The sequence below is a fragment of the Limnothrix redekei LRLZ20PSL1 genome (assembly GCF_043235035.1).
Lineage (GTDB): Bacteria > Cyanobacteriota > Cyanobacteriia > CACIAM-69d > CACIAM-69d > CACIAM-69d.
On record NZ_JAZAQF010000081.1, the window covers coordinates 1 to 24,985 of the forward strand.

Genomic DNA, 24,985 nt, shown 5'->3' on the forward strand with positions numbered 1-24,985 from the left:
TGCGGCGCACCCTGTCTTTTTCCAAATCCTTGGTCAATCACGAAGCAGCGATTTGGCGATTTATTCACCACTACAATGCCTCATTGCCAGTCGCTTCATAGTCCATCATTACTTCACAGGCACTACCTATGATTTTTCTTCGACATATATCGCTAGGTGATAGTTGTGAAGTTTCAGCAAGAAAGCTTATTTCTTTTTATTCCTTTAACCAAGAACCAAAAGCAATCGCAGATCTATTAACTCTATGGGCTAAATCATGTGATTTGATCGATTCTAAAGGCTCCTTAACCTTTAAAGACTATGCCCTAGAGACCAAGGAACTAACAGATAGTTTTTCTAATGAACTACTAGATGATGTAGCTGTAAGGCTTTATCTAAACAACATACTTGGAGATGAAGTATTCCAATGGCTTACTCATAGTGAACTTCAAGAATTAGTTGCGGCTATTTTAACTTATCGTAGCAATCCAAGAAGTGCAATTGAATGTTCAGGAAGAGCTTATGAGGATATTTTAAGAAGGCTATCTGTGGAAATTGGAAGTATCGACGCAAAAAAAATTGCTGGGAAATCTGGTATTTCAGAGCTGGCTAACGGTATCTTATATGCTTACAGGGATGATGCAGGTACTTCTCTTAGCTTCATCCACACTAAGCAACGTGATATTTCACAAGCGATTGGGTCTGTCCGCAATATGGCAGGACACAGCCTGGAAGCTAAATCTATGGAACGATGGGAACTAAGCTCAACAGCAGCAATAGGTAAAATACTAATAACAATTTCATCAATAAGAAGTCTTTACCACTACATTAAACAACGTAAGTATTTATTTTAGCCAAAGAAAGTGAAGTAAGTTCTGTGGGTGTGCAGGCTAACAATTCGGGTGCAGCAGATTGACCAAAGCTGCTTGGGTGGGGGGCAAAGACGCTGGCAACTGCTGACCCAAACCGTTAGAAGACAAAAGACTCTGGGTATTTTTGAGGAAGAATGTAATTCTGGTTCGGGTGTTCTCTTGAAAAGCGGTAATCCTAGCGATCGCTGAGCCTAGGGCGTGGCTGTTTTAGTTCGATCGGTCAGGTCAAATGATGGTTGCTGTTAGGCGATCGGTAGGCAGCGAGAGGCTTAGGGCCTGTCGTCAAATTGCCTAAAACCCTGATGATCTCGTCCTCTCAACCGATCAGCGAGGAGTTATCGTGCACATGCAGCCTAATACATAGTTCGACTGCCTTCATTTCATCACCGTGGAGACATCAGAAGATTTTCATTGAGTTACCAAAGTGCAGAAAGCAAATTTGTAATAGATTATTGAGAATTATTCCTATTTAGCTGCTATACTGAGTCAGTAATGGTCAAAAAAGTTTTACATCCCTAGCAGTGAGGTTAGACGCGATGAACACACTGACTCTGAAAATACTCTTCATGATTGGGTTTGTCTCTGCTTTTGCGATTCGTTCTCCCTACCAAAGAGAAAATAAAAAGAATGAAGTTGCTGTCGATCGCAAAACGGCACAAGAAAAAATCTTGCTTGTCCTTGCGTTTATCGGCATGATGATTCTGCCTTTGGTTTACGTTTTTTCTCCCTGGCTCAGTGTTGCTGATTACAATCCAATGTCCTGGATCGGTTATTTAGGAGCCATTTGTTTCTTGGTTTCGCTCTGGTTATTTTGGCGTGCCCACGATGACTTGGGCAAGAATTGGTCGCCCACATTGGAGGTCAGAAAAGGACACACCGTCATCAGCAACGGTGTTTATCAAAAAATTCGTCATCCAATGTACACTGCTATCTGGTTATGGTGTGCTGCACAAGCATTGCTCCTTCCAAACTGGATTGCAGGTCTAGCCGGATTGATCTCATTTGGGATCATGTATATCTTACGAATTAGTAATGAAGAGCAGATGATGCTTGAACAGTTTGGAGAGGAATATAAAGCGTATATGCAGCGTACAAAGCGCCTAATTCCTTACCTGTTTTGAATAATGGTTGTCAGCAGTCGAACAGTCGCGCTGCACCGGAACGCTTTAAAATTGCCGATTCAGAGGTAAAAGTTGTTTGTGTCCGGTGAGCGCGAACATTAAATTTCGTAAAGTCAATGGATAGAGAATATGGCAAACTAAAGCTATCTTTGAGGAAAATTCATGAAAGCAATTGTATGTGTAAAGTATGGATCTCCTGATGCTATGCAGCTTCAAGAAGTAGAGAAACCTACTCCTAAAGCAAACGAGGTGCTAATTAAAATCTATGCAACAACAGTAACGTCAGCAGACATTCGTATCCGAAAGGCTGACCCATTCCCCGTAAGATTTTTCTACGGTTTCGCAAGACCTAAAAACAACACCATCCTCGGGTCGGAGCTGGCCGGAGAAATCGAAGCAGTTGGTGAAAATGTAAAACAATTCAAAGCAGGTGACCAAGTATTTGCTGGTGCAGGAACCAGCCTCGGTGCAAATGCTGAGTATATTTGTCTGCCTGAAGCAGGAGCAGTTGCGATCAAGCCTACCAATATGACCTATGAGGAAGCTGCTGCTATTCCTTTTGGGGCAACAACTGCATTGATCTTCCTGAGAGATAAGGGAAAGATTCAGAGTGGGCAGGAAGTTTTGATCTATGGTGCTTCTGGAGCAGTAGGGATGGCTGCCGTGCAGCTTGCCAAATTCTTTGGCGCACAAGTGACCGGAGTGTGTAGTACAGCGAAGTTAGAACTGGTGAAATCTCTCGGATCTGACAACGTTATTGACTATACGAAAGAGGATTTCACTCAAAACGGTAAGACCTACGATATTATTTTCGACACAAGTGGCAAAAGTTCATTTTCAGGCTGTCTCAGCGCGCTAAAAAATAATGGCATCTATCTTAGAGCTGTTCATATCAATTTGCTGCCGATCCTCCGAGGGCTGTGGACTTCAATTACCAGCAACAAGAAAGTCATAGGTGGGGTAGCGATCGAGCGTAAAGCAGATCTAATTTTCCTGAAAGAGTTAATTGAAATGGGCAGGATGAAATCGGTCATCGACAGGCGCTATTCACTGGAACAGACTGCCGAAGCGCACAGGTATGTTGAACAAGGACACAAGAAAGGAAATGTTGTCATTACTGTGGCGCAAAGTAGCAAAATCTAACAACGCGCTGCACCAGAACGTTCAATAGGGTCTATTAATTTGCAAAACCTGTTTGTGCTGGGTGAGCGCAACCGTTGGGCGAACAAGAATCTGTGAAGACAGTCATCAATTGACGCACTGGAAGCTTTTTATATTTTGGGAGAATTTGGTGCAACCAAAGTTGACAGATAGGCTTGTGTTGAGGTCGTTCTCAGAGAGAGATGCCGAGGGATTGTTCCGCTACCTGTCGAGAAAGCAAGTGAATTGCTTCGCTTCAGACAGAATCGAGACAATGGATCAGGCAATGAAGGTTGTGGAGGAACGACAGAAAACTGATAAGTTCATTGCTGTCTGCCTGAAAGAAACTGATGAATTGATCGGAGACCTGTTTCTCCAGAAAGATGAGCCAGACACTTACAGTGTGGGTTGGAATTTTAACGCGGACTATCAGGGAAAAGGATATGCTCTTGAGAGCGCTAAGGCGCTGCTAGACTATCTTTTTAAGGATAGAGGTGCAAGAAGAATCTACGCTTATGTGGAAGAAGATAATATTCGCTCTCAGAAGGTCTGTGAACGCCTGGGCATGAGAAAGGAAGGATGCTTCAAGGAATTCATCACGTTTATCAATAATGATGACGGAACGCCAAAATACGAAAATACAATGCAATTTGCAATCTTAAGCAAAGAATGGGATTTAATGAAAGACATCGATAGAGAGAAGAAATAGCCGCCTAACATTGACTTCAACTTGATGATTTTGGAACAAAATTGCGAGTTAAATCAGGGTTAGACTAAAAAAGGCTCTGAGTATTCTTGAGGGAGAATATAATTTTGGCTTGGGTGTTCTCCTGAAAAGCTGTAATCCTAGCGATCGCCTGCCCTAGTTGCCGCCGCGATCGCACCCGATCGACTGTGCTCGACTCACCGCGCTGACTGCCCGCCCTGTCTACCCCATGACCTTCTTTAATCTGCGCCCCGACTGGCAACTGCGCGATCGCGAAGCAACGGATCCAGCCCTGTTTCTCAATCGCCGCCGATTTTTGCAATCCCTCGCCGGGTTCAGCATTGCCGGTGGTGTTCTGTCGCTGACGGGTTGCCAAAATACACCAACCAGCGAGCTGGAAGCGGCCCCACCCCCCGGCCCCACCACCATGCGATCGCCCTTTGTTGGGGTGCAGCGCAATTCCCAATTTGCCGATCCACAGCGAGCCGTCACGCCCCAAGACTTGGCCGGCCGCTACAACAACTTCTATGAATTTGGTGGCACAAAGGACATTGCCCAGCGGGCCCAACGGTTGCCCACCAATCCCTGGACCGTGGAAGTGTCTGGATTGGTCAAGCAGCCTAAAACTTGGGCGATCGAGGATTTAATCAAAGCCTTTGAGATAGAAGAACGCATCTATCGGTTTCGCTGTGTCGAAGCTTGGGCGATGGTTGTGCCTTGGCTCGGGTTTCCGATGCGCAAACTGATCGAAGCCGTCGATCCTTTGCCCGATGCCAAATTTGTCCGCTTCACCTCCTACTACAACAAAGACATCGCGATCGGGCCGGCCTGGGCCTATCGCGACCTCCCTTGGCCCTACACCGAAGGCCTCACGTTGGCGGAAATGGCCAACGACCTCGCCTTCTTTGCGGTGGGTAACTATGGGCAAATTTTGCCGAAGCAGCATGGCGCACCGATTCGGGCCGTCCTGCCTTGGAAATATGGCTTTAAAGGGGCTAAGTCGATCGTCAAAATTGAGTTTTTGCCCCGGCAGCCCCTGACCTTTTGGAACACTCTGGCTCCTGATGAATACGGCTTTGAGGCCAATGTGGATCCCCTGGTTCCCCACCCCCGCTGGTCGCAGGCCACGGAGCGGTTATTGGGATCGGGCCCGCCGCTCGCCTGGAAAACGGTTCCCACCCGTCCCTACAACGGCTATGGACAATGGGTTTCTGGTCTTTATGCGTAGGTTAATTATTGCAATGATCATCAAGCTGTAACGATCGCCTCGACCGCTGAATTCTCCACAAGCCACAATGGCCAAAGTTCAGGATTTACTGGCCAGCAGAGGAGGCGATCCAATGCCGATCGACTTTCAAAGAGCTTTGGTGATGCGGTTTTGGCAGTTGGCCCGCTGCCGACCCGTTGCGGGGTATGCCATGTATTTGGATGTATTGGAGGGGCGATCGGTCTTGGCCATTGATTGCCGGGCCCAGAGCGCTGCCCACAAGCTTTGGGAACAGCGGGCCCAACTTAATCAAGCGGCCTGTCAGCTTGGCATTGAGCGCTTGGTGTTGCGGGTGCGGGGTGAAATTTGGCGATCGCCCTGGCAAGCCACAGCTACGGATTCCTAATCAATTGCCCTTATTAATTGCCCTTGATCCCATGGTGAATTTCTGACAATCGGTGAACCGTGCCGCATGAATCGCTGATTGCTGAAAAATTAGCTCAAAATTTCGATTTTGCCAGCTAATTCCGTCGGCTGAAAGGTCTCATAGAGCAACAGCAATTGACGCACTATCCGCCCGATCGGGAGGGCCAGCGGACTATAAACCACGCCCCCATGATCTTTTTGCGATCCGGCAAACTTCACCAGCGTCACTTCCGCTGTCACGAAAACCAATTGGTGGCGATAGGCAAACAAAAGCTGGGTGGCATCGCTCTGGTTCTGGAGCTTCACCTCTGTGGGCCGGGTGGCCCGCACCCCATAGCCGCGCAGGGCTGCGCTGACGGCGGGATCAAGGCTGTCGTCTAGGTAAAATCCCAAGCGTGGTTGGCTCACGGGTTGCGGGGGTGTCAAGAGCATCTCAGGATTGGATATAGCCTGAAGCGCGATCGATTGCAATTTCCTGAAACTTTCCGCACCCTTTTGCGGCCGCTCCGGAGCGATCGCCACAACGCTCAGGGATGAGGTGGGCTAACGGCTCGATCGGCACTCAATCGCTTGACCGAAAAACGTTCAGTTAAGGACGCACTCAGCCCTAATCTCCGCGTAGCTCACTGAGGCGCTCCTGAAGGACGGAGACTTGGCTGCGCTGAAACCCGGCAACGAAGGCCAGGTCTTCGTGAATGGCCAAGTCCATTTCACTGCGGTGGTCAAAGTAATAGGCCATGGCTGCATAGAGGGCCGCCAGGGGCAGTTGATAGCGCCCAGCGATTTCCTCGATCGATTGGCCAAGTCGTAGATGCATCAGGGCCACATCGGTCACGGTAATCCGGGTTCCGGCCAGCCGCGGACGACCGCCCCGAATCCCCGGTGTGGTTTCAATATGGCGTGACAAGCTTTTACTCATCGAACTGGGCTGTGCAAGAGTACCCATTTTGACGTGTATTTTCTGACATGTATGTTCTGACATGTACTGACGGTGCATCAAGGCTGAACTTCACTCGGACTTCGAGAGGCTGTTCCGATGCGGCCCCGTCGCGATTGTCACACTTTGGTCAGCCTTTGGGCCGCCAACGACATGGCCAAGAGCATGGCCAAAATCCGGGTGATTGGATTGCTGGTTCAAGCTTTGATTTTAAGAGAGCATGGAGATCTTTGCCGGTCAGGGTCAAGCCCTTAATTCGGAGGGCAGACTAGCGAGACTAGCGGGGCAAATCACTGCCGTTCAGTTCACTGCCGTTCAGCGGCTCCGTAGGAGACTGTGCCAGTTGATTCAAGGCATCAGCTAAATCTTGGGTCAGGGTGGGGGCGGCCACCTTAGCTGGGCGATCGAGATATTGCGCCAACGGGAGCGATCGCCCAATCATCACCCGCACACCACAGCGCCAACCCACCTCCGGTGAACCATATTCCACATGAATCGGCACGATATGCACACCCGGATGGCTGCGTTCCGCCTGGATTGCCATCCGCGCCAAGCCGGGCTTGAGGGGGTGCAGGTGGCCATCGCGGAAAATGTCGCCTTCCGGGAAAATCACCAAGGACTTGCCTGTTTCCAGCACTTTGATGCCGTGGCGAACGCTGGCAATGCTCGGGTTGGTGGTGTCTACGGGAAATCCACCCATGCGCTGAATAAACCAGCCTTGGAGGCCTCGAGAAGCTTCGTTGGCCGAAACCATGAAGTGCAAATCGGCGGAGCAGATGGGCCGGCCAATGGCGCAGGGAACCACCAAGGCATCCCAGCGCGATCGATGGGTGGGGGCAAATAGGAGCGATCGGGCGTTTTGGGGCAGGTTTGCCAAGCCCTCGATCGTCACGGAACCAAAATAGGTTGGCAACACAACCCGTCGGGCCAGGGGATAGAGCACCCGCGCGAGCCAAGGCAACACACAGGAGCGAATCGACCCAGAATCAACCACATGATCCATGGCTTGATGATTCGTGGTTTGGTGAGTCGGGGTTTGGTAATCCTTGGTTTGTTGGTGAGTCGTGGCTTGATGGGTTAGCTCCGGGGCTGCTGGGGGTGTGGGCTGCTGTCCGGTGGAAGAATTAGCCCGATCGCCGTTGTTGGAGGAAAGATTGCGTTCCGCATTCAGCGGGTCGTCTAGCTGCATCACTGTCCCCCGCGCCGTCCCTGGCACCGAATCACTCACGATCGACATGGTGACGGTGCTGCCGGTCGGTCTGGATGGCCCTTGGGCAGTCGGGGCGTTCGGCACAACCTCAGTAGAAGCAGAGTTTAGACGCATCATGGGCAGCTAGAGTTCCCCGACCGGTTGGATATTCTTCATGGTTTCTGAGGCTAACAATACCAGGTTGATTCTGCTGGCCAGTTCATGCACCGTCTGGGCAAGGGCCGGGGCGGGGATCGGTGGCTGGGAGCCGGCGTTCTCGCCACCACAAGCCTTGGGCGAACTGGGGCAGACCCGCAGTGAGCGCAACTTTGTTAACCCAGTACGTTGATGGGTGGATCGCTTTTTGTAACAAATCCTTAATAATCATTCTATGGGATCTCACCCCCATGGAATTTCACCCCGATCGCAATTACCAGCTCATTGCCGCTAGGTTTCTACCCAATTTCTGCGAAATCTCTGCGAAATCCCTGCGAAATCCCTGCGAAATCTTGGCTCAATCCCATGCTCCTGTTGGTTCAATCTTTCTGAATTGAGTTTTTTGTGCGGGACTGAACTGGTCTTGAGTTGATCTCCAAGTTGATCTCCAAGTTGATTCCCAGCCAAGCTTGCGCAAACCCTGAGCCTGTTGGGCTTTTTCTGAGCGCTGTCTGAATCTTTTGCTAAATTCTTTGCCAAAACCCTATGTACGAAGCTACTGCCCGATCGAGCGATCGCCCCGTCATGACTCCCAAGGGCGATCGACCCCAGCCCGCCCTTCTCAAAACCTTTTGGGCCGATGCCCTATCCGTATTTTGGGGCGACTGGCTGAAATTGCGAGTGCGGGTTGGGCAGGTGGCCGCTTCGGGGCTGGTGTCCCCGCTGATTTATATCCTGGCTTTCGGGTTGGGGTTGGGAACCTCCCTCGATGCCGTGGCCAAGCCTTCCGCAGGCGATAGCTATTTGGAATTTATCTTGCCGGGGATGGTGGCCCTGTCTTCCATGGCCATTAGCTTTGGGGGCACAACATTTTCAATTTGCGGCGATCGCCTGTTTACCAAGACCTTTGAGGAAATGCTGCTTGTGCCGGTGCATCCCTTGGCCATGCATCTGGGACGGATGATGGCGGGCATTGTGCGCGGCCTGCTGACGGCTGGCTCGGTGATTTTGGTAGCGGTGTTGTTTACGGGCAAGGTTTGGAGCTTTTTAAATCCGCTCTTTTTGCTGTTGCTGGTGCTCAACTGTGCTGTGTTTGCGGGCTTGGGGGTGATTGTGGGCCTTTCGGTGCAGTCCCTGGAAATGGTGGGGCTGTACAACAATTTTCTGATTGTGCCCATGTCCTTCTTGGGGGCCACGTTTTTTGACCCGGCCAAGTTGCCGCCGCTGCTGAAACCGATCGTCTATTGCCTGCCCTTGACCTACACCAGCATTGGCCTGCGATCGGCTGCTTACCTTCCCCTGAGCGAGTTTCCTTGGTATAGCATCCCAATTTTGCTGGCGGTGGCCACGGTGCTGGCGTTTTTGGGGGCCCAGCGGTTTTCTCAGCAGCAAGATTAGCGACTGTCCCCGGGGTGAATGGATGGCGATTGCTGGGAATCGGTTGCCATGGTTCCGCAGCAGTCGATCGCGATTGGGTTGTGATCGGTCTTGATTGGTAGCACCTCAGTGGCGATCGGTCGTAATTGGCTGAGTCGCTATGGGTTCGCCGGAACCGCCAAAAGCCATACCCGATCAACGGGGATCAAGATCGCAACATCAGGCGATCGCGATCGCAGACTCTAACGGGTTTGCGGCCGAAACTTAAGGCTAGAGCGCTTCATAGTCTCTAACCCTGTACTCTCGCAAATCTTGACCCAGTGTTTGGGTTGGGTGCGCCCGGTGCTTCCATTCCTCAACACAGGACAGCTCAGAAACTGGACAACGTGATCCTGAGCCTGAGCCAGGGCCCCGAAACAGAGAGTCAGAAAACCGCTGGATGGTGATTCACCCCCGCCTCGATCGCAGTGTGAACCCTGTTGATTGCCGCCGAAACCAAGGCGCGATCGAGACCGATCAGAATCAGGCACTTGTTGCCAATCCAATCCAGCCGTTGACGACGGTGACTAGGAGGTAAAAAGCTATGCAACGTCAGGGATTAGAAGGTCTGGTTCGGTTTTTGCAAGAAGATTTGCAGTTGAGTGCCGCAGATTTGGCGCTGGCCCTCAAGCATCCCGACAGTGGCAACAATTTGCCAACGATATTGTGGCAATACGGGGCAATTACCACGCAACAGCTTGATCGGGTGTTCGATTGGCTGGAACGGTGGATGTCGCCCGAAGGAATTTAACGGCTGGCGGTGCGCGGTTGTGAACATGCGGTTGGGGCAATTGGTCCCAGCTCGGAGCCGCGCAAAGTAGCTCCGAGCCAAGCCAAAGCCGATGCAAAGCCGATGCAGCGCAAATTCAGGGCCAAAGGTTCAAAAGAGCGTTGGGCGATCGCGCCAAGGCGGTTCGGTTCTGACGACCCCCAGTTGCTCATTTGCTTGTTAGATTGTGCTTGTTCATCGGAGACCATGCGCACCGTCCACCCGCGAGGTTTGAATCGTGGCCCCAAAACTGAACCCCATGTCTAACTTTTGGAAAAGCGAGCCAACCACCGATCGCGAACCGAGCGAATCGTTGATGCGATACATCCAATCCCTCAATCCGGAAACGATCGCCCACCTGTCGCGGCCGGCTTCCCCGGAAACGATTCGGATGATGGAGCACAACATCGTGGGTTTGCTGGGCGTGTTGCCCGGCGAGCAGTTTGATGTGTCCATCACCACCAACCGCGAACATTTGGGGCGGCTGTTGGCTTCGGCCATGATGAGTGGCTACTTTTTGCGGAATGCTGAGCAACGGATGAGTTTTGAAAAGTCCTTGCAAAACTGGTCGGGTGATTTGGCTGGCGACGCGCCGACGGCAGATTAGGCCCGATTCGGTTCAGTAGCCGGTTGTTCCATTGACTTTGGGTGATTTTGCGCTCTTCAATTGCTGAAACCTTAGAACCGCTGCCGGTTTCGGCGGCGGTTTTACAGCGATCGCTCCTGGATTGGTACGATCGCCACGGCCGCGACTTGCCTTGGCGAACCCCCCCGGACGTGTTGGATCCTTACCGGGTTTGGGTTTCGGAAATTGCCCTGCAACAAACCCAAGTCAAAACCGTTTTGCCCTACTACCAACGGTGGTTCGATCGATTTCCCACGATCGCTGATTTGGCGCAGGCCGATTTGCAAGCGGTGCTGAAAGCCTGGGAAGGCCTGGGCTACTACAGCCGGGCCCGCAATCTGCACCGGGCTGCCCAGTTGGTGATGGAACGGCATGGGGGACAATTTCCCCGCACCCTGGCCGAGGCGCTCGCCCTGCCTGGCATTGGCCGCACCACGGCCGGCGGCATCCTAAGTTCTGCCTTTAATTTGCCCTTGCCCATTTTGGACGGCAACGTGAAGCGAGTGTTGGTGCGGTTGATTGCGCTGCCCGTTGCGCCAGCCAAAGCGCTCGATCGCCTCTGGGCCGCCTCCGAAGCGGTGGTCTCGTTCGATCGCCCCCGAGACCTCAACCAAGCCCTCATGGATTTGGGGGCCACGGTTTGCACCGCCCGGAAGCCGGCCTGTTTGGTTTGTCCCTGGATGGCATACTGTCAGGCATACCAAACCAACCAGCAGCAGCAAATTCCCGTGAGCGAACCGAAAGCACCGATTCCCCACAAAGTGATTGGCGTGGCCGTGATCCGCAATCCCCAGGGGCAAATCTTGATCGATCGCCGGCCCGCCGAAGGGTTATTGGGCGGCCTATGGGAATTTCCGGGCGGCAAAGTGGAACCCAATGAGTCGATCGCCGAATGCATCCGCCGGGAAATTCAAGAAGAATTAGGCATTGAAATTGCCGTCGGTGAAGAACTGATTGTGGTGGATCATGCCTACACCCACTTCAAAGTGTCGCTGCATGTGCATCTTTGCGAGCATCTGCAAGGGGAACCCCAGGCGATCGAGTGTGATGAAGTGCGTTGGGTAACCCTTGCCGAAATTGACCAATTTCCCTTCCCCAAGGCCAACACCACCATCATCGAAGCCCTGAAACAGCGCTTTCCTGATGCCTAGAGAAGATTGCTCCAAAAAAAATCAGGCTCTAAAAACAAGGGCACACGATCGTGCGCCCTGCTTGATCTGAATTGTTGACATCCTCCCCGCCCTAAAGGAGCAGGGATTCCCAGACCTCACGATCTGGGTTTCTGCTTCATAGCACCTGCCTTCCGAGACTTGCTCTCTTCGGGTCTTACGGTCGCTCCACAGACTGAAACCGCTAGTCCAGCAGCCAAAATATCCCGTGCATCGTATCAGCTAGAATCTAAGATGTCGAGCAAATCCGCCCTAAAAGGGCGGGGTTTCAGACCTTTTTCTTTTTGATGAAAACCAGTTCACGAGACCTCTTGCATCAATCAGCCCCCCTTGGGAGAAGGGGTTGGGGGATGAACGCTCCTAGCCGATTCGCGTCAGAGGTCTATTGAGTAGCTCTAGATTGAGTAGCTCTCAGGGATTTGCATCGCCCGGGCCAACTCAGCCGCCACCAAAGGCCGCGAGAATTCCGGTGGCGGCAACTCGCCCCGACGCAGCATTTCGCGCACCTTCGTGCCCGACAGGTGAATCCGCTCGTCCGGTTCGCTGGGGCTGGTCTTGGTGGTGGCCATGCTTTGGGTGCGCTTGCAGTAGAACGCGTGCTCGAACTTCAGCGGCATGATTCCCAACTCACCCGGCGCAAACTCATCGAAAATGTGCTGCGCATCGTAGGTTCCGTAATAGTCACCCACGCCCGCATGGTCACGACCCACGATGAAATGCGTGCAGCCATAGTTCTTGCGAATGAGGGCATGGAAAATGGCTTCCCGGGGGCCCGCATAGCGCATGGCGCAAGGGTTGATGGCCAAAATCACCCGGCCACGGGGGAAATAGTGCTCCAGCATGATTTCATAGCAACGCATCCGCACATCGGCGGCAATGTCATCGCTCTTGGTCACTCCCACTAGGGGATGCAGGAACAGACCATCGGTGATTTCCAGGGCGCACTTGATGATGTATTCGTGGGCGCGGTGGATCGGGTTGCGGGTTTGAAAGGCCACGATCGACTTCCAACCCTTGTCGCGGAAAGCATGGCGCGAGTCGATCGGGTCAATTTGATAGAGCGGGAAGCGAGGATCTGGCTCGCGTTCCAGCAACCACACGGGCCCAGCTAAATAAGTTGCCCCTTGGCCGTAAACCACCGCCACGCCGGGGTGTTTCTCTTCGTTGGTGCGATAAACGTTGAGGGCTTCCCGGGTTTTGTCGTAGTGATATTTCTCCGTCAGCTCCAGCACGCCAATGAAGCGACCGGTGGGATCGTCTAGGCGCACCAATTGCCCTTCGCTGAGGGTGCTGGCCTGCTCATCGGTCACGGGCAGGGTCACGGGAATTGCCCAGGGCAGCCCGTTGGCCAAGCGCATGTCGTCAACCACGGTCTTGTAGTCCGCTTGGCCCATGAAGCCATCGATCGGGCTGAACGCGCCGATGGCGATCGCGATCAGGTCACAGACGGCGCGATCGTCCAGGGAAATGCGCGGCAGGTGGTCGGCCTTGCTCAGGAATTCGGCCTTTTGCTCAGGGCTGGCAATGCGGTTAATCAGCGTGCCGCCGTGAGGGGCGATCGCGTCGGCTATACGGGTCATGGAACTCGGGGTGAGGTTGCTTCAAGACAATAATCAGTAAAAATTCAACACTAAAATGGTCGCCTTGTGGCCGGCTAGGGGATAGCCAGGGTTTTTCATCTCCAACCACGTTTTAGTTAAAAAATGCCCTTTAGTTAAAAAATGCCCTGGTTTGCAGATATAGCCCAATCACAAGGGGAATGACCACATAGGCATAGGATCGAAGATTTGCAATGGCAATAGATCGGCCAAGATGAACTGAAGGGTTGGGCAGCCACTTCGCTAAACAAGCTCCCTCGATCGCCCAACTCATCGCCCAGCCAATCATAAAATAGGTAAAGGCACAAAAAAGCTCAATCCAAAAGGGAAACTTGGCATTGATAATGCCAATAATGACCAATGCCAATACTAAATTAAAAGGCCAAAACAACAACCATAGCCATCGCCAGCCAACAGACCAGGGTGTTAGCTGCCGCAAAGCATCATGGGTTGTCAGTCCCATTAAACCTAGGCAGCCCATGAGTACGAAAGTAATTCTTCGGTTCCAGTCATCACCGTAGCTTAAAAACGGTATGCCAACCAACCCAAATGAAAAAACAAGACCTGTGATTGATGAAACCAAATTAGCGCCAGTTACTGCAATCCAAACTCGCTTAGAGGAATAAGTTTCGCGCTTAAGGATTGTGATTGCTTCAATAGCAATGATGGCCACCAAGCCCCACCCAAAGCTGATGAATGATGCGAAAAGAGGCAAGTTAAACAGGGAAACGGCCATGGGTGGCCAGCTATTGGCCAAAGCTGCTTGGGGCAGGGCGATCGCCACTAACATCGCGATCGTGCCTGTAGCCCAGATCAGTAGACGGGGATGGATGGCAGAAAACGAAAACCAACGAGGGCGATTTGATTTTTGGGGTGTTGCCCTACGATGATGGGTAGGTGGATGATCCATGGGTTGGCGCATTGAGTTTGGACTGAATTTTCATTTGAGGTGGTGATTGTGCAGGGAGATATTAATCAAAATACTAATCGGGAAGTTAATCAGGATATCAATCAGGAATCTGGTCAAGAATCTGGTCAGGGAACTCATCAAGAAGCCATGAATAAATTTCCGGAATTTTTACCTGAAGCAGTGGCAAGTCTAACGGAACCAGAGTCGATCGACTTTGTGCGTCAAATTCAGCGCCAAACGATCCAGACTTCCTGGCCCTATCCCCATAGTGTATTGCCGATCGAAACCAGTTTCGTCACGGGTCAACCGCCGGAATTGCGCGATCGATTGCCCGATGCGCCACCTATTTTGCTAGTTCATGGCTTTGACAGTTCACTGTTGGAATATCGTCGATTGTTCCCACGCTTAGTTCAGCAATCTGCCACTTGGGCCGTGGACTTGTTGGGGTTTGGGTTCACCGATCGCCCTGAGAAGTTGGAATTTACCGCTGAAGCAATTCGCACCCATTTATATTGCTTTTGGCAGCAAATCATTGGGCGGCCAATGGTGCTGGTGGGGGCTTCCATGGGGGGTGCAGCCGTGATGGATTTTGCCCTCACCTATCCGGAGGCGGTGCAGAAAGTGGTGTTGCTGGATAGCGCTGGATTTGTGGGCAAACCGATCGCCAGCCGGTTTTTGATTCCGCCCTTGGGACAATGGGCCACGCAATTTCTGGCGAATAAAAAGGTGCGATCGGGCATTGGGCGCAAGGCCTACGCCGACCCCGATCGCTGTGCCACCGAAGAGGCCTATCGTTGCGGTGCGTTGCATTTGGGAATGCCCCGATGGAGTGAGGCGCTCATTTCCTTCACTCGCAACGGTGGTTATACCATTACGGGTGATCGCATTGCCCAACTGCCCCAAAAAACCTTGATTTTGTGGGGCGATCGAGATCAAATTTTGCCCAAAGCCACAGCCCAAAAATTTCAAGCGGCGCTGCCCAAAAGTCAATTTATTTGGGTGGAAAATTGCGGACATGTGCCCCATTTGGAACAGCCCGATCGCACAGCCCAAGCGATTCAAAATTTCTTGGAAGAATAGGGCCTGTGGATCATTTCAATAATGGGATCAATCAGGGATCCGTTTTGGTTTTGCAGATATCCTTGTGATTCGGATTGGCAGGCCCAAAAAAGGGCGATCGCCCTCAGACGATCGCCCCATGCGAGATGAATTGAACCCAGCTTCCTAGCGAATATATTCCTTCAAGATGCTGTTGCGGTTCGGGTGGCGTAACTTCCGCAGGGCCTTCGCTTCAATTTGGCGAATCCGTTCACGGGTCACGTTGAAAATTTGCCCAATTTCTTCCAGGGTTTTCATCCGACCGTCATCCAAGCCATAGCGCAACCGCAGCACATCGCGCTCACGGGCACTGAGCGTATCGAGCACGCTTTCTAAATCTTCCCGCAGCAGGTTCTTGGAAACGCGATCTTCCGGCGTTTCGCCGTCGGATTCAATGAAATCGCCCAGGCGCGAATCTTCTTCCTTCCCGATCGGGGTTTCCAACGAAATTGGCAACTGAGCCGACTTGGCGATGAACCGCAACTTTTCGATCGTCATTTCCATCCGCGTTGCAATCTCTTCTTCTGTGGGCTTGCGGCCCATCTCTTGAGACAGCAACTTGGTGGTTTTCTTAATCCGCGAAATGGTTTCGTACAGGTGTACCGGTAGGCGAATTGTCCGGGATTGGTCGGCGATCGCCCGGGTGATTGCCTGCCGAATCCACCAAGTGGCATAGGTGGAGAATTTATAGCCCTTTTCGTGGTCAAACTTTTCGGCGGCGCGAATCAGACCCAAGCTACCTTCTTGGATCAAATCCTGGAACGACAGGCCGCGGTTCATGTATTTCTTGGCGATCGAAACCACCAAGCGCAGGTTTGACTGCACCATTTTGTCCTTGGCGCGCCGACCCACATACAGCCGCTTCCGGAATTCCGGCAAGCCCATATTCAACGCTTCAGCCCACTCTCGATCGTTCGGTGCGCGATCGAGTTGATCCAGCAGCTTTTCATGAACCCGTTCGATTTCTAGCAGGTCAGCAATCTTACGGGCCAGTTCAATTTCTTCGTCGGCTCGCAGCAGGCGAATTCGACCAATTTCTTGAAGATATAGCCGAATTGAATCTTCGGTGTAGTGCTTTTTCTTAGCAGCCGTGCGACGACGGGACGCGGCCGCTTTGCCAGGCTGCTCTTCATCTTCCTCGTCGAGTTCGGCAGACGGGTCATCATACTCATCAATATCGACCTCATCTTCATCCTCTGTGGTGAGTAGCTCTAGCTCGACCTCTACATCATCCACAGCATCAGTCAATACGTTCATTTCTTCGAGTACGGTTTTGGCCTGGGTCATGCCGAGTCCTCTCGCTCCTTTCAACGAAGTGGGGTAGATATGCAGTGATCAGTGGGAAGTTGGAAACTGCGACGGTTGCGGAAACAGGCACTGAAGGGCTGGCAACGCCGCAGTCTGGGCTGGATTTTTTGCCGAGATCCAGATTAGCCCCAGATTTTTGAAATGTCCCAATAAACTGTAGCCTGTCTTACGAAATTTTGCCGGGACGATCGAAAATTTGCTGGCAATTAACTCCAAAAATCACAACAAACAGGCAAGAAACAACCGATTGGCCGCTGATTTGCCGCCCATGACCGATCTTGTGTCGGCTGAAGTGGGCAATTTGGCTAGGGTTTAAGTTATGAGTTATTGATATTTCCCTGGATAAGCGGCAATTGTTGTCAGCGGAGGAACGGTCTCTTTCCCCCGATCGCCCCGGTCACGGTCGCTGAAATACTTCCAGCGATTTTATCTCCCTAGACAGGCTGGAGTGGGGCTGATTTACAAACCTCCAAAGTGATGCTTCAGCGTTCTCTTGTGCCTTCCTCTGTTGTAACACGCTCTTTTCTAAATCACAGGGCTACTGATTTCATTTGGTTTTCATTTTTCGAGTTTTCATGTTTGGGATTTTAATTGGCCAATCCTGCAGGGCGCGAATAACAGTTCAGTGGATTGGAGTGATTGATGAGTTGATCGCGTATTCATCAATCCAGCATTGACCAAGTATTCAACGTATTCAACGATTATTCATTCATCGGACATTTGATCGATCGCCTGATTGATCGGGCGATCAGTTGGTCTTGGTGAAGTCGGGTTGAGAGCGTTCTGCTCGATCGCATTCCAAAGTCGATCGACCGTCACAAACTGCCACCCCCGATCGCGCAGGGCCGGAATCAGTTGCGCCACGGTTTCGACCACATCGCGCCCGCCACAGGGCCCATCGTGCAACACAATCAGCGAACCGTTTTGCACCTGATCCAAAACCCGCCGCTGCACCACTGCCGGCCCAGGATGCGTCCAATCTTCCGGCACAACGCTCCACAGGACTGGTCGATATCCCCAACTGCGCCACTGAGCCAAGGCCCCGGGCAAAAATAGCCCGTTGGGTGGCCGCACATCTCGCACATGGTGTTGCACCCAAGTCGGATCAAGCTGACAGGCCTGGGCGATCGCCCGTTGGGTGCGTTTTAAATCCCGTTGAAGTTCGTCTGGCCTGAGGCGGGGAAACGATCGGTGACGGTAGCCATGGAGGCCAAGCCAGTGGCCCGCGTCCCAAACCTGTTTGGCAACGGCAGGAGCCTGATCGACCCAACAGCCCAACCAAAAAAAGCTAGCGGTCACCTGCTCTTGGGCCAACAGGCGCAACAGGGCTGGCGTATATTCCGGGTGGGGCCCGTCGTCAAAGCTGAGAGCAATTTCCCGGTGATCGGGATTGCCGGCCCACAGACCCAAGGGAAAACCGGCCGCCAAGACTGGATAGAGGCGTGGATAGAGCCAAGCAAACTGCATTGCTGAATGGGCCGGCTAAATTAGCAAACTAGGTTGGCGAGCTAAATTGGCAAACTAGGTTGGTGAGCTAAATTGGCGATCGCGCCGGACGGGGGCGAGGGGTTGTGCCGCCTGAACGTTACGGGTTCGTAGGATTGGTGTTTGGAGGATTAGCGTTCGCAGGATTGGCATTGGGCAGCGCCTCGGCCGGTTGCAAAAGCCGCAGCGTGCTGAGGGCCCGTTCGTAGCCCTCGCGATCGCCCCGACGGGCGAATAACCGGGCCGCCTGTTGCAAGTTATCCACGGCCTCTTGCAGATTGCCCACGGCCGCTTGGGCGATCGCCCGATTGTGCAAAGCTTCCGCATCGTCCGCCGCGATTGCCAGGGCGCGATCGTAATCTTCAATGGCCCGGAAATAGGCCTGCTGTTGCACCAACAAATTAGCCCGATTGAAATAGGCATTGGCGTATTGGGGATCCAGCTCGATCGCCCGGTTATAGTCCGCCATGGCCGCCAAGGGATTGTCTAGGGCCGCGTAGGCCGTCGCTCGATCGTTATAGGCCTCCACCAAGGCCGGATTCAGTCGCAGGGACTCTGAAAAAGCTTCGATCGCCTGCTGGAGCTTGCCCGCCGCCGCCAAGGTGGTTCCCCTGGCATAGGCCGCTTGGGCCTGTTGACTGCGGGCTGCATTGGGCTGGGGTGGTTTGGGTTCTGCCGGGCCGGGTGGCGGATTGCGGGCCGGTTGCGGCGATCGGGAGCGAGCGGGGTTGGTTGGTTGAGGGCGGCGTGGCTGGGATGGCCCTTGGGCCTGAGCGGCCGGCGCGATCGGCAACCCAAGCAGCCCGATCGCCCCCAAAAGTATCCAAAATCGCCGTCTCTGTCCGTTGAATGGTTTCCAGAGGAACCTAGACCGATCTAGCCCAGACCGATCTAGCCCAGACCGGCCATTCCGATCTCCCGAACATTGTCCGAGAACCGGTTGAGCCGATCGTTGTGGATCCTTAAGCCTCATCCGTGGGTTGAGAGTTGGAAGAAGGGTTAGACGAATCTCCCGGCGAAGCATCAAACAACGCATCCAGACGGCTGCGGGCATCTTCAACTGTGATTGACTTCATCACCAACAGGGGTTCACGAATCGGCTGCCCCCGATCATCCAGCATTTCCGGGTGCAGCGAGATGGGCGGTTGAGCCGATGCCGCCCCCCGCGTTGAATGATCCACTCGATCGGCCGTGCGGCCCGCCTCAGTTCCCAGTGTGAAGAGATTGCGGACTAAATTCCCGATCGCCAAGAATGCCAACACTGCAAAGGCCAGGATATACAACACCTGTAGCACGGCCGTCGTCTCCCTAACGGATGATCTCTAAATAAATAGTCTCTAACATGATCTGAGAAGGCGATTACCCCGCCGAACCCGAAGGATTCTGTTCAGCCCGGAACCGCATTGCCACATGCCAGCATTCCTGAACTAGGTTGTGCCAAGGCATGAGGGTTGATGTTTCAACACCCACCTGGGCCCCCATGGCCTCAAAGAGCAACTGAGTGCTGCTCACTTCCTGTTGGGCCTGTTTGACCCGTGCCAGCAAGCTTTCCTGTTGCTCATCGCTCAGAAACGACAAGCGCTCCGATTCCAGCAAGGTGCGCGATCGCCCAAACCAATATTGAAAATCTTCAAGCAGCGGCTGCAAGATGGTCTTCAGCAGATTGGGATCGGGAGGGGTAGGAGCCGACATAGGCAAATTAGAAACTAACCAATCTACATACAAGCTTAACGCTATTCATCTTTCGTAACATTTTTTTGGAAGATTTCGCATCATCTCTTGCAGCACCAAGGGCCAAGCCATGATCAGGATGAGGGCCAGTCGTCATGTCTTGGGATCACGCAAAAGCGGTTACTCTTCCATGCCCTAACCACCCCAAACAAGGGGCTTAAGCCCCTTGCCCCCACGACTCCTACGGTTCGCCCTTGCCCCACGACTCGTCACGGTGGAATCAGGGGTTTGGGCAATTGGACGACCAGCCCTAAAGACCCAAATCAAACAGGCGAGCAATCCGCTTGCGCACCCACTGCACCGGGTTGCTGTCATCTTCATCGGCCGCAATCAGGCCCAAGGCCCGAAGCTGGGCCTGTCGATCGCGCAATTCCTCTTGGCGCACGGACAGTTCCCGCACAATCACCTCCGCGATCGGGGGATGCTTCCGCAACAACTCCGTGAACCCCTGCTGATTAATGGCAAACAGCAAGGTTTCCTCATTGGCGCTCACCGTTGCCGTGCGCGGAATGCCCAGCATCAGCGCCAGCTCCCCAAAGAAACTCCCCGCTGCCAAATCTGTCAAGTGCTTATCCAACTCCGCCACAAACACCTTGACCGATCCCGACAGCACAATATAAAAGCTATTGCCCGGATCTCCTTCCCGGAACAGAATCTCATCCGGCTTGAGGCGCTGACGGTAACCACACTCAATCACCCGCCGCAGATCCAAATCATTCAGATGCGAAAAGTAGTGAACCCGTTTCAGGGATTCCGTCAGCAGGCTCGATCGCGTTTCGCTGGGAATTTGGCGTTGGGCCAAGGGTGCAAGGGGTACAGCGGCCGTTGGGTCACTGCCGCGCCCGAGGGGATAGAGCACTTCCGGGTTCCGTAGCCACAAATCTCGTTGAGGGAAGGGAATTTCAATGCCCTGTTGATGAAATCGATACTCGATCGCGCAGTTGAGGGCATGGCGAGCATCAAACTCCCGTTCATAGCCCCGAATCCAAACCCGCAGATCAAAGTCCAGCCCATGATCGCCCAACCCCAGCAAAATTACCGTGGGAGCCGGATCATCTAGCACCATAGACTCGGAATAGGCCACATCCAACAGCAATTCCGTCACCACCAACGGATCACTGCTGTAGGCCACGCTGACTTTGATATGAAGCCTCGCGGCTAAGTTGTTGTAGTGCCAATTAATGACCCGTTTTTCCACTAAATCGCTGTTGGGAACGATCACATGGGCTCCATCCAGGGTGCGAATCACGGCCGATCGCAGGGCCACCTCCACCACATGACCCGCCAGCCCATCGAACTCAATGAAATCCCCCACCCTCAGCTTGCGCTCCAACAGCAGGTTCAAGCCACCCACAAAGTTTTTGGTGATATTTTGCAGGCCCAAGCCCACACCAACCCCCAAAGCTCCGGCCGGCACAGCGAGGGAATTGAGATTAAACCCTGCACTTTGCAGCAACATGATGAAAATCAAAACGCCGCCGCTGTAGCTGACAATGCCGGCGATCGGTCCGCGATTTCCTTCATCAATGCGGAGCTTGGCAAGCAGGCGGTTTTGCAGAAATCCCTTGATGATTCGAGCACCGCCGTAAACCAGGGCGCTGTAGAGTACCAATTGCAGTAAAAACCCGAGAGAAATAACCGTTTCGCCCAGTTGAAACAGGGGCGTTTGCAGCAAATCCAGAAGGCCTTGCTGAAGGGGTTTTAACCAGTTCATGTTAGGAAGATGCGAGCAACCTAGAGGCTGAAATCAAGCCAAACTAGCCGTTATTTGACCGAACTACTGTAGTTGAGTTTCCGATTCTGAGGTTGCGGCCTGGGCCCGATCGCCCAGGGATTGCAGCCATTGACCCAGGGCCGGAGACTTGGATGTGAATTGCACCAAAACGTGATTTGGGCGATCGGGGCTGGGGAGCACTTTGACATAAACTTCGCGGTTTTCCGAGCCAGGGGGCAGGGTATCCGGGGCAGAGGCTTCCGTCAGGTTCAGCTTGAGATTTGTTAGGGGCTTGGTTAAGGCCTGGGGGTTCGGGGCCGGAGCATTGCTGGCCGGGTTGATTGCCCCTTGGATTTTCAGCCAACCGCCTTTGGTAGACAGTTCCACCAAGGCAACGGCCCAAGCCTGACTGCTGACATGTTTGCCATCCAGGGGTTGGGCGGTGAATTGAAGGGGGGCGATCGGGTAGTAAGTTTCCTGGGCCCGTTCCAGGGTGAGGTGATAGGGCACACCCACGCCGCCCACATCGTAAATGGTGATCGGTTCGGGAACGCCCTTGGGTTGCACCTGTTGGGTGGCGGCGATTTTGACGTAATCGGAGCCGCCAGCTTCTTCAAGGGCCGATTCGGTAATCAGAATTTGGCCCCCGATCGTGTAGGACTCAATGCGATAGGTCAGGTTGACTTGGGCCCCCACCACGCCGTATTTGGCTCGTTTGTAGGAACCGATGTTGCCGACCACCACTTCGCCCGTGTTGATGCCAATGCCCATTTCCAAGGGTTGGTAGCCCATTTCGCGCATTTTGGCGTTCACACCGCCCATGGCTTGCTGCATGGCGATCGCACAGGCGATCGCCCGTTTGCCATCGTCCGATCGGGTGGTGGGGGCCCCAAACAGCACCAAAATTCCATCCCCCATAAACTCATCGATCGTGCCCTGAAAGTCCGTGATCGCATCGGCCATGGCTTCCAGGTAGAGGTTAATAATTTCGATCACTCTTTCCGGGGGCAACCGTTCGGCGGTGGCTGTGAACCCTCGCAGATCGGAAGTCAAGATGGTGATTTTGCGCCGTTCCCCGCCCATTTTCAGGCCCTCGGGATCTTCCAGCAGATTGGCGACTACTTCATTGTTCAGGTACCGGCCAAAGGTGTTGCGGATCTGTCCGGCGGTGCGGGCCAGGTAAAGGGCCACCATGGTCGCTCCCACCAACCAAGACAACAGGGGCGGCACAAAGGGAATCCACAGGCCTTGGATCATGGCCCCTTGGCAAATTCCCCACAACAGCAACACCAAGCTGCCGGAACCCCCAATGCCCCAAATGGCAATCCAACGGCGCGAGTCTGGCAGTCGCAACAACCAGGCCAGGGTGGAACCCACGGCGGCCCAGCCCACAATCCATAACCACTCGATCGGCTCCTGCCAGGTGGTGAGGAGGGGGCGATTGTCGAGGGCGGCGGCAATTACTTCGCTGGTGAAGTGGGCATGGATTTCAACCCCGGCCATTCTTTGGGGCAGTTCTAGGGGTTTGCCGCTGTAGGGCGTGAGGAATAGATCGCGGCCGCTCTCGCTGATGTTGCCAATGAGTACCACCCGATCGCGGGCCCAGTTGGTGGGGAGTTTGCCATCCACCAAATCCCGCAAGGAAACGATTTCAAAGGAACCACTCCCGCCGCGATAGTTCAGCAGCAGTTGATTGCCCGCATCGTTGGCACGAATGTAGCCGCCGTCATGGCTCCGAAACCGCCGAAAAATGGCGTTTTTGAGCTGAAAGGCTCCGGGTTCGGCAGCCACGGCTTCGGGGGCGACGTTTTCTGGATACAGATACAGCAGGGCCAGGTAAAGGCCCAAACCGTAGATTTTGTTGTTTTCGGTGTCTTGGGTATCGATTAAAACTCGCCGCACTTTGCCATCCGCATCCACCACAAAGTCATTAGTGCCCACTTGCCCTTTGGCGGCTAGGGCGGGGGGCGCGGCAACCCGATCGGCGGCGGTTTCCCCCCGCACCTTGGCAATGCCCACCAGGTAATCCGTGTTGTTAAACAGGCGCACCAGGTTGGCGTGACCGGGTTCCTGGGGCAAGTCGCGGTAAATATCCAGCCCGATCGCCCGGGGGCCCATGGCCTTTAACCGTTCGATCGCCTGGGCATAGACCCCATCGGGCAGGGTTGTGGTGCCAAACCGCTGCAAGTCGGCATCGGTGATCCCCACAATCGCTACGCGTCGATCGGGAGCCTCTGCCGGCCGGGCCTGGAGCATTTGGTCATAGGCTAACCATTCCAGCCCTTGCAGGAGGCCAACCTCCCGCATCCCCAAAACGAAGCCGGTGGCCGTGGGAACCGCCAGCAGCACGCCCCGCCACCGCCAAACCCACCGTTTGAGCATTTTGGCCCAGGATTTCATAACTGCCGATTAACCATAGAACCGGATGGGGGAAGCGGCACGGGCAACCTAATTCAGGCTAATTCAATTCAGGCTAATTCAGGAGTCGAGCGCTGGCGAGGCCTTGCAGTCCCACCGATTCCAACAGGCTTTGCCATTGATCCGGTTGGGTGGTTTGGAGGGCAATGGCCGTGGCCAACGTGTCGTACCACAGGCGCGCTTCTGCCAGGACTTGGGCCCGCTGGAAGGGATCGCGGACTGCGCTGAGGCGGCGGTTAACGCTGTCCGGCAGGGCCACGAGTTTCACTTCCCCGATCGCGGCCACATCGCTGGCTCGATCGCTGGGGTCACAAACAATCGAAAAAGCCCAGTTGTAGGTTTTGCCCGTTTGCAGCGCCTTGCCAGGGCTGAGGAGGGACATTTTTAAAATCCCTGCCTGACCGGTGAGCGGCACGGCTTGGCGATCGATCAAATTGCCGTCTTGATCGGCCACCACCAATTCTGCGGTTTTGACCACCGTGGAGGGCACGTAAACAAAGACCGTTGGGTTGGCGCTGGTGGCTTGGCCTGACTGGTTTTGGGGCAACAACAAGGTCAAGTTGGGCCCCGTGGCCGCAATACATTCACCGCCCCGGGTGCCGCCGCCAGTGGTGCGGTTGGGGCCGCCCCGATCTTCCGTTTGGGGAAACCGCAGCCCGGAGCGAGGTGCCCCAAAGCGAGTGCCACCCCCGATCGTGCGGTTGGGGCCGCCTCGGTTTTCGGTGTTGGGGAAAGCAGGCCCTGCGATCGAAGCGGCCTGGGCAGGGGCCAGGGAGAGGACAATGCCACCGCATAGCAGCATGGCAACTGCGCTTCGGGTCGCCAATGGGTTCCGAGTGGGCATTTTATTCTGAAGGTCGCTCATGACTGGTTCTCCAGCGTGCGTTGCACTGGCTTGCACCTGCATTGCCTGACGGGTTGATTACACCCTGCGATAGAAGTTTTGGACGAGAGAGAGGGTGCCACAAGTTCCAAGGGTGGGATTAGCAAGGGTGAGACCGACGGGGAGCC

Annotated in this window: 24 protein-coding genes and 1 pseudogene; 12 read left to right on the forward strand and 13 right to left on the reverse strand. The window is 53.8% G+C overall.

What is annotated here, in order from left to right:
- The 7 genes and pseudogenes from VPK24_RS18875 to VPK24_RS13985 all read left to right on the forward strand — a co-directional run.
- Nucleotides 1–101 (forward strand): annotated as a pseudogene (locus tag VPK24_RS18875) (IS1 family transposase); the annotation flags it as partial.
- A gap of 27 nt (nucleotides 102–128) precedes the next feature.
- Nucleotides 129–833 carry a hypothetical protein gene (locus tag VPK24_RS13960; protein WP_393014246.1) on the forward strand — a complete coding sequence of 235 codons (705 nt, stop codon included), beginning with the start codon at nucleotides 129–131 and terminating at the stop codon, nucleotides 831–833.
- A gap of 554 nt (nucleotides 834–1,387) precedes the next feature.
- Complete coding sequence (locus VPK24_RS13965; RefSeq protein ID WP_393014248.1) at nucleotides 1,388–1,972, forward strand: protein-S-isoprenylcysteine O-methyltransferase; 585 nt, start codon at nucleotides 1,388–1,390, stop codon at nucleotides 1,970–1,972.
- Between the two features lie 162 nt (nucleotides 1,973–2,134).
- Entirely contained in the window at nucleotides 2,135–3,115 is a 981-nt protein-coding gene (locus tag VPK24_RS13970) for an NAD(P)-dependent alcohol dehydrogenase (RefSeq protein WP_393014249.1), read from the forward strand.
- A gap of 148 nt (nucleotides 3,116–3,263) precedes the next feature.
- Nucleotides 3,264–3,821, forward strand: a complete 558-nt coding sequence (locus tag VPK24_RS13975; RefSeq protein ID WP_393014318.1) for a GNAT family N-acetyltransferase — start codon at nucleotides 3,264–3,266, stop codon at nucleotides 3,819–3,821.
- Nucleotides 3,822–4,047: 226 nt separating this feature from the next.
- Nucleotides 4,048–5,046 (forward strand): protein-methionine-sulfoxide reductase catalytic subunit MsrP, encoded by a 999-nt coding sequence (gene msrP, locus VPK24_RS13980; RefSeq protein WP_393014251.1) that lies wholly within the window; start codon nucleotides 4,048–4,050, stop codon nucleotides 5,044–5,046.
- Between the two features lie 112 nt (nucleotides 5,047–5,158).
- Entirely contained in the window at nucleotides 5,159–5,431 is a 273-nt protein-coding gene (locus VPK24_RS13985; protein ID WP_143472931.1) for a hypothetical protein, read from the forward strand.
- Between the two features lie 89 nt (nucleotides 5,432–5,520).
- Here the strand turns inward: VPK24_RS13985 and VPK24_RS13990 are convergent, their stop codons facing one another.
- The 3 genes from VPK24_RS13990 to VPK24_RS14000 all read right to left on the reverse strand — a co-directional run bounded on the left by VPK24_RS13990 (nucleotide 5,521) and on the right by VPK24_RS14000 (nucleotide 7,715).
- Nucleotides 5,521–5,859, reverse strand: a complete 339-nt coding sequence (locus VPK24_RS13990; RefSeq protein WP_143472930.1) for a DUF5615 family PIN-like protein — start codon at nucleotides 5,857–5,859, stop codon at nucleotides 5,521–5,523.
- Nucleotides 5,860–6,058: 199 nt separating this feature from the next.
- A complete protein-coding gene (locus VPK24_RS13995; RefSeq protein ID WP_099532259.1) occupies nucleotides 6,059–6,370 on the reverse strand; it encodes a DUF433 domain-containing protein in 312 nt (103 codons plus the stop codon).
- 295 nt (nucleotides 6,371–6,665) lie between these two features.
- Nucleotides 6,666–7,715 carry a lysophospholipid acyltransferase family protein gene (locus tag VPK24_RS14000; protein ID WP_393014253.1) on the reverse strand — a complete coding sequence of 350 codons (1,050 nt, stop codon included), beginning with the start codon at nucleotides 7,713–7,715 and terminating at the stop codon, nucleotides 6,666–6,668.
- Between the two features lie 603 nt (nucleotides 7,716–8,318).
- Between VPK24_RS14000 and VPK24_RS14005 the strand changes: the two genes are divergently transcribed.
- The 4 genes from VPK24_RS14005 to mutY all read left to right on the forward strand — a co-directional run bounded on the left by VPK24_RS14005 (nucleotide 8,319) and on the right by mutY (nucleotide 11,694).
- Nucleotides 8,319–9,131 (forward strand): ABC transporter permease, encoded by an 813-nt coding sequence (locus VPK24_RS14005; RefSeq protein WP_393014320.1) that lies wholly within the window; start codon nucleotides 8,319–8,321, stop codon nucleotides 9,129–9,131.
- Nucleotides 9,132–9,693: 562 nt separating this feature from the next.
- Nucleotides 9,694–9,900: a DUF2949 domain-containing protein gene (locus VPK24_RS14010; RefSeq protein WP_099532257.1), complete on the forward strand. Its 207-nt coding sequence runs from the start codon at nucleotides 9,694–9,696 to the stop codon at nucleotides 9,898–9,900.
- A gap of 277 nt (nucleotides 9,901–10,177) precedes the next feature.
- On the forward strand, nucleotides 10,178–10,525 hold the full coding sequence (locus tag VPK24_RS14015) for a DUF760 domain-containing protein (protein ID WP_190353660.1): 348 nt from the start codon (nucleotides 10,178–10,180) through the stop codon (nucleotides 10,523–10,525).
- Nucleotides 10,526–10,566: 41 nt separating this feature from the next.
- Nucleotides 10,567–11,694 carry an A/G-specific adenine glycosylase gene (mutY, locus tag VPK24_RS14020; protein ID WP_393014255.1) on the forward strand — a complete coding sequence of 376 codons (1,128 nt, stop codon included), beginning with the start codon at nucleotides 10,567–10,569 and terminating at the stop codon, nucleotides 11,692–11,694.
- A 413-nt stretch (nucleotides 11,695–12,107) separates the two neighbouring features.
- On the opposite strand, the gene sat is transcribed toward mutY, so the two are convergent.
- Together sat and VPK24_RS14030 are read right to left on the reverse strand one after the other, a co-directional pair.
- On the reverse strand, nucleotides 12,108–13,292 hold the full coding sequence (sat, locus tag VPK24_RS14025; RefSeq protein WP_393014257.1) for a sulfate adenylyltransferase: 1,185 nt from the start codon (nucleotides 13,290–13,292) through the stop codon (nucleotides 12,108–12,110).
- 130 nt (nucleotides 13,293–13,422) lie between these two features.
- Nucleotides 13,423–14,100: a hypothetical protein gene (locus VPK24_RS14030; RefSeq protein ID WP_393014258.1), complete on the reverse strand. Its 678-nt coding sequence runs from the start codon at nucleotides 14,098–14,100 to the stop codon at nucleotides 13,423–13,425.
- Between the two features lie 300 nt (nucleotides 14,101–14,400).
- Between VPK24_RS14030 and VPK24_RS14035 the strand changes: the two genes are divergently transcribed.
- On the forward strand, nucleotides 14,401–15,300 hold the full coding sequence (locus tag VPK24_RS14035) for an alpha/beta fold hydrolase (RefSeq protein ID WP_393014260.1): 900 nt from the start codon (nucleotides 14,401–14,403) through the stop codon (nucleotides 15,298–15,300).
- Nucleotides 15,301–15,444: 144 nt separating this feature from the next.
- Here VPK24_RS14035 and rpoD read toward each other — a convergent pair whose 3' ends face one another.
- From rpoD to VPK24_RS14075, 8 genes are all read right to left on the reverse strand, one after another.
- Nucleotides 15,445–16,605 carry an RNA polymerase sigma factor RpoD gene (rpoD, locus tag VPK24_RS14040; RefSeq protein WP_099532253.1) on the reverse strand — a complete coding sequence of 387 codons (1,161 nt, stop codon included), beginning with the start codon at nucleotides 16,603–16,605 and terminating at the stop codon, nucleotides 15,445–15,447.
- A 726-nt stretch (nucleotides 16,606–17,331) separates the two neighbouring features.
- Nucleotides 17,332–18,093: a polysaccharide deacetylase family protein gene (locus VPK24_RS14045; protein WP_393014262.1), complete on the reverse strand. Its 762-nt coding sequence runs from the start codon at nucleotides 18,091–18,093 to the stop codon at nucleotides 17,332–17,334.
- 118 nt (nucleotides 18,094–18,211) lie between these two features.
- A complete protein-coding gene (locus VPK24_RS14050) occupies nucleotides 18,212–18,904 on the reverse strand; it encodes a tetratricopeptide repeat protein (protein WP_393014264.1) in 693 nt (230 codons plus the stop codon).
- Nucleotides 18,905–19,073: 169 nt separating this feature from the next.
- Complete coding sequence (locus tag VPK24_RS14055; RefSeq protein WP_393014265.1) at nucleotides 19,074–19,406, reverse strand: DUF2973 domain-containing protein; 333 nt, start codon at nucleotides 19,404–19,406, stop codon at nucleotides 19,074–19,076.
- 64 nt (nucleotides 19,407–19,470) lie between these two features.
- Entirely contained in the window at nucleotides 19,471–19,803 is a 333-nt protein-coding gene (locus tag VPK24_RS14060) for a DUF2605 domain-containing protein (protein ID WP_393014267.1), read from the reverse strand.
- A gap of 289 nt (nucleotides 19,804–20,092) precedes the next feature.
- Nucleotides 20,093–21,556, reverse strand: coding sequence for a cyclic nucleotide-binding domain-containing protein (locus tag VPK24_RS14065; protein WP_393014269.1), 1,464 nt, complete (start codon nucleotides 21,554–21,556; stop codon nucleotides 20,093–20,095).
- 63 nt (nucleotides 21,557–21,619) lie between these two features.
- Nucleotides 21,620–23,956, reverse strand: coding sequence for a CHASE2 domain-containing protein (locus VPK24_RS14070; RefSeq protein ID WP_393014271.1), 2,337 nt, complete (start codon nucleotides 23,954–23,956; stop codon nucleotides 21,620–21,622).
- Nucleotides 23,957–24,029: 73 nt separating this feature from the next.
- A complete protein-coding gene (locus tag VPK24_RS14075; RefSeq protein ID WP_393014273.1) occupies nucleotides 24,030–24,776 on the reverse strand; it encodes a DUF928 domain-containing protein in 747 nt (248 codons plus the stop codon).
- Between the last annotated feature and the right edge of the window lie 209 nt (nucleotides 24,777–24,985).

Excerpts from the sequence above, each read along its gene's own strand:
- VPK24_RS13960 (WP_393014246.1), top strand. The coding sequence starts at position 129 with ATGATTTTTCTTCGACATATATCGCTAGGTGATAGTTGTGAAGTTTCA.
- VPK24_RS13965 (WP_393014248.1), top strand. The coding sequence starts at position 1,388 with ATGAACACACTGACTCTGAAAATACTCTTCATGATTGGGTTTGTCTCT.
- VPK24_RS13970 (WP_393014249.1), top strand. The coding sequence starts at position 2,135 with ATGAAAGCAATTGTATGTGTAAAGTATGGATCTCCTGATGCTATGCAG.
- msrP (WP_393014251.1), top strand. The coding sequence starts at position 4,048 with ATGACCTTCTTTAATCTGCGCCCCGACTGGCAACTGCGCGATCGCGAA.
- VPK24_RS13985 (WP_143472931.1), top strand. The coding sequence starts at position 5,159 with ATGCCGATCGACTTTCAAAGAGCTTTGGTGATGCGGTTTTGGCAGTTG.
- VPK24_RS13995 (WP_099532259.1), bottom strand. The coding sequence starts at position 6,370 with ATGAGTAAAAGCTTGTCACGCCATATTGAAACCACACCGGGGATTCGG.
- VPK24_RS14000 (WP_393014253.1), bottom strand. The coding sequence starts at position 7,715 with ATGATGCGTCTAAACTCTGCTTCTACTGAGGTTGTGCCGAACGCCCCG.
- VPK24_RS14005 (WP_393014320.1), top strand. The coding sequence starts at position 8,319 with ATGACTCCCAAGGGCGATCGACCCCAGCCCGCCCTTCTCAAAACCTTT.
- VPK24_RS14010 (WP_099532257.1), top strand. The coding sequence starts at position 9,694 with ATGCAACGTCAGGGATTAGAAGGTCTGGTTCGGTTTTTGCAAGAAGAT.
- VPK24_RS14015 (WP_190353660.1), top strand. The coding sequence starts at position 10,178 with ATGTCTAACTTTTGGAAAAGCGAGCCAACCACCGATCGCGAACCGAGC.
- sat (WP_393014257.1), bottom strand. The coding sequence starts at position 13,292 with ATGACCCGTATAGCCGACGCGATCGCCCCTCACGGCGGCACGCTGATT.
- VPK24_RS14030 (WP_393014258.1), bottom strand. The coding sequence starts at position 14,100 with ATGTTAGTGGCGATCGCCCTGCCCCAAGCAGCTTTGGCCAATAGCTGG.
- rpoD (WP_099532253.1), bottom strand. The coding sequence starts at position 16,605 with ATGACCCAGGCCAAAACCGTACTCGAAGAAATGAACGTATTGACTGAT.
- VPK24_RS14045 (WP_393014262.1), bottom strand. The coding sequence starts at position 18,093 with ATGCAGTTTGCTTGGCTCTATCCACGCCTCTATCCAGTCTTGGCGGCC.
- VPK24_RS14060 (WP_393014267.1), bottom strand. The coding sequence starts at position 19,803 with ATGTCGGCTCCTACCCCTCCCGATCCCAATCTGCTGAAGACCATCTTG.
- VPK24_RS14065 (WP_393014269.1), bottom strand. The coding sequence starts at position 21,556 with ATGAACTGGTTAAAACCCCTTCAGCAAGGCCTTCTGGATTTGCTGCAA.
- VPK24_RS14070 (WP_393014271.1), bottom strand. The coding sequence starts at position 23,956 with ATGAAATCCTGGGCCAAAATGCTCAAACGGTGGGTTTGGCGGTGGCGG.
- VPK24_RS14075 (WP_393014273.1), bottom strand. The coding sequence starts at position 24,776 with ATGCTGCTATGCGGTGGCATTGTCCTCTCCCTGGCCCCTGCCCAGGCC.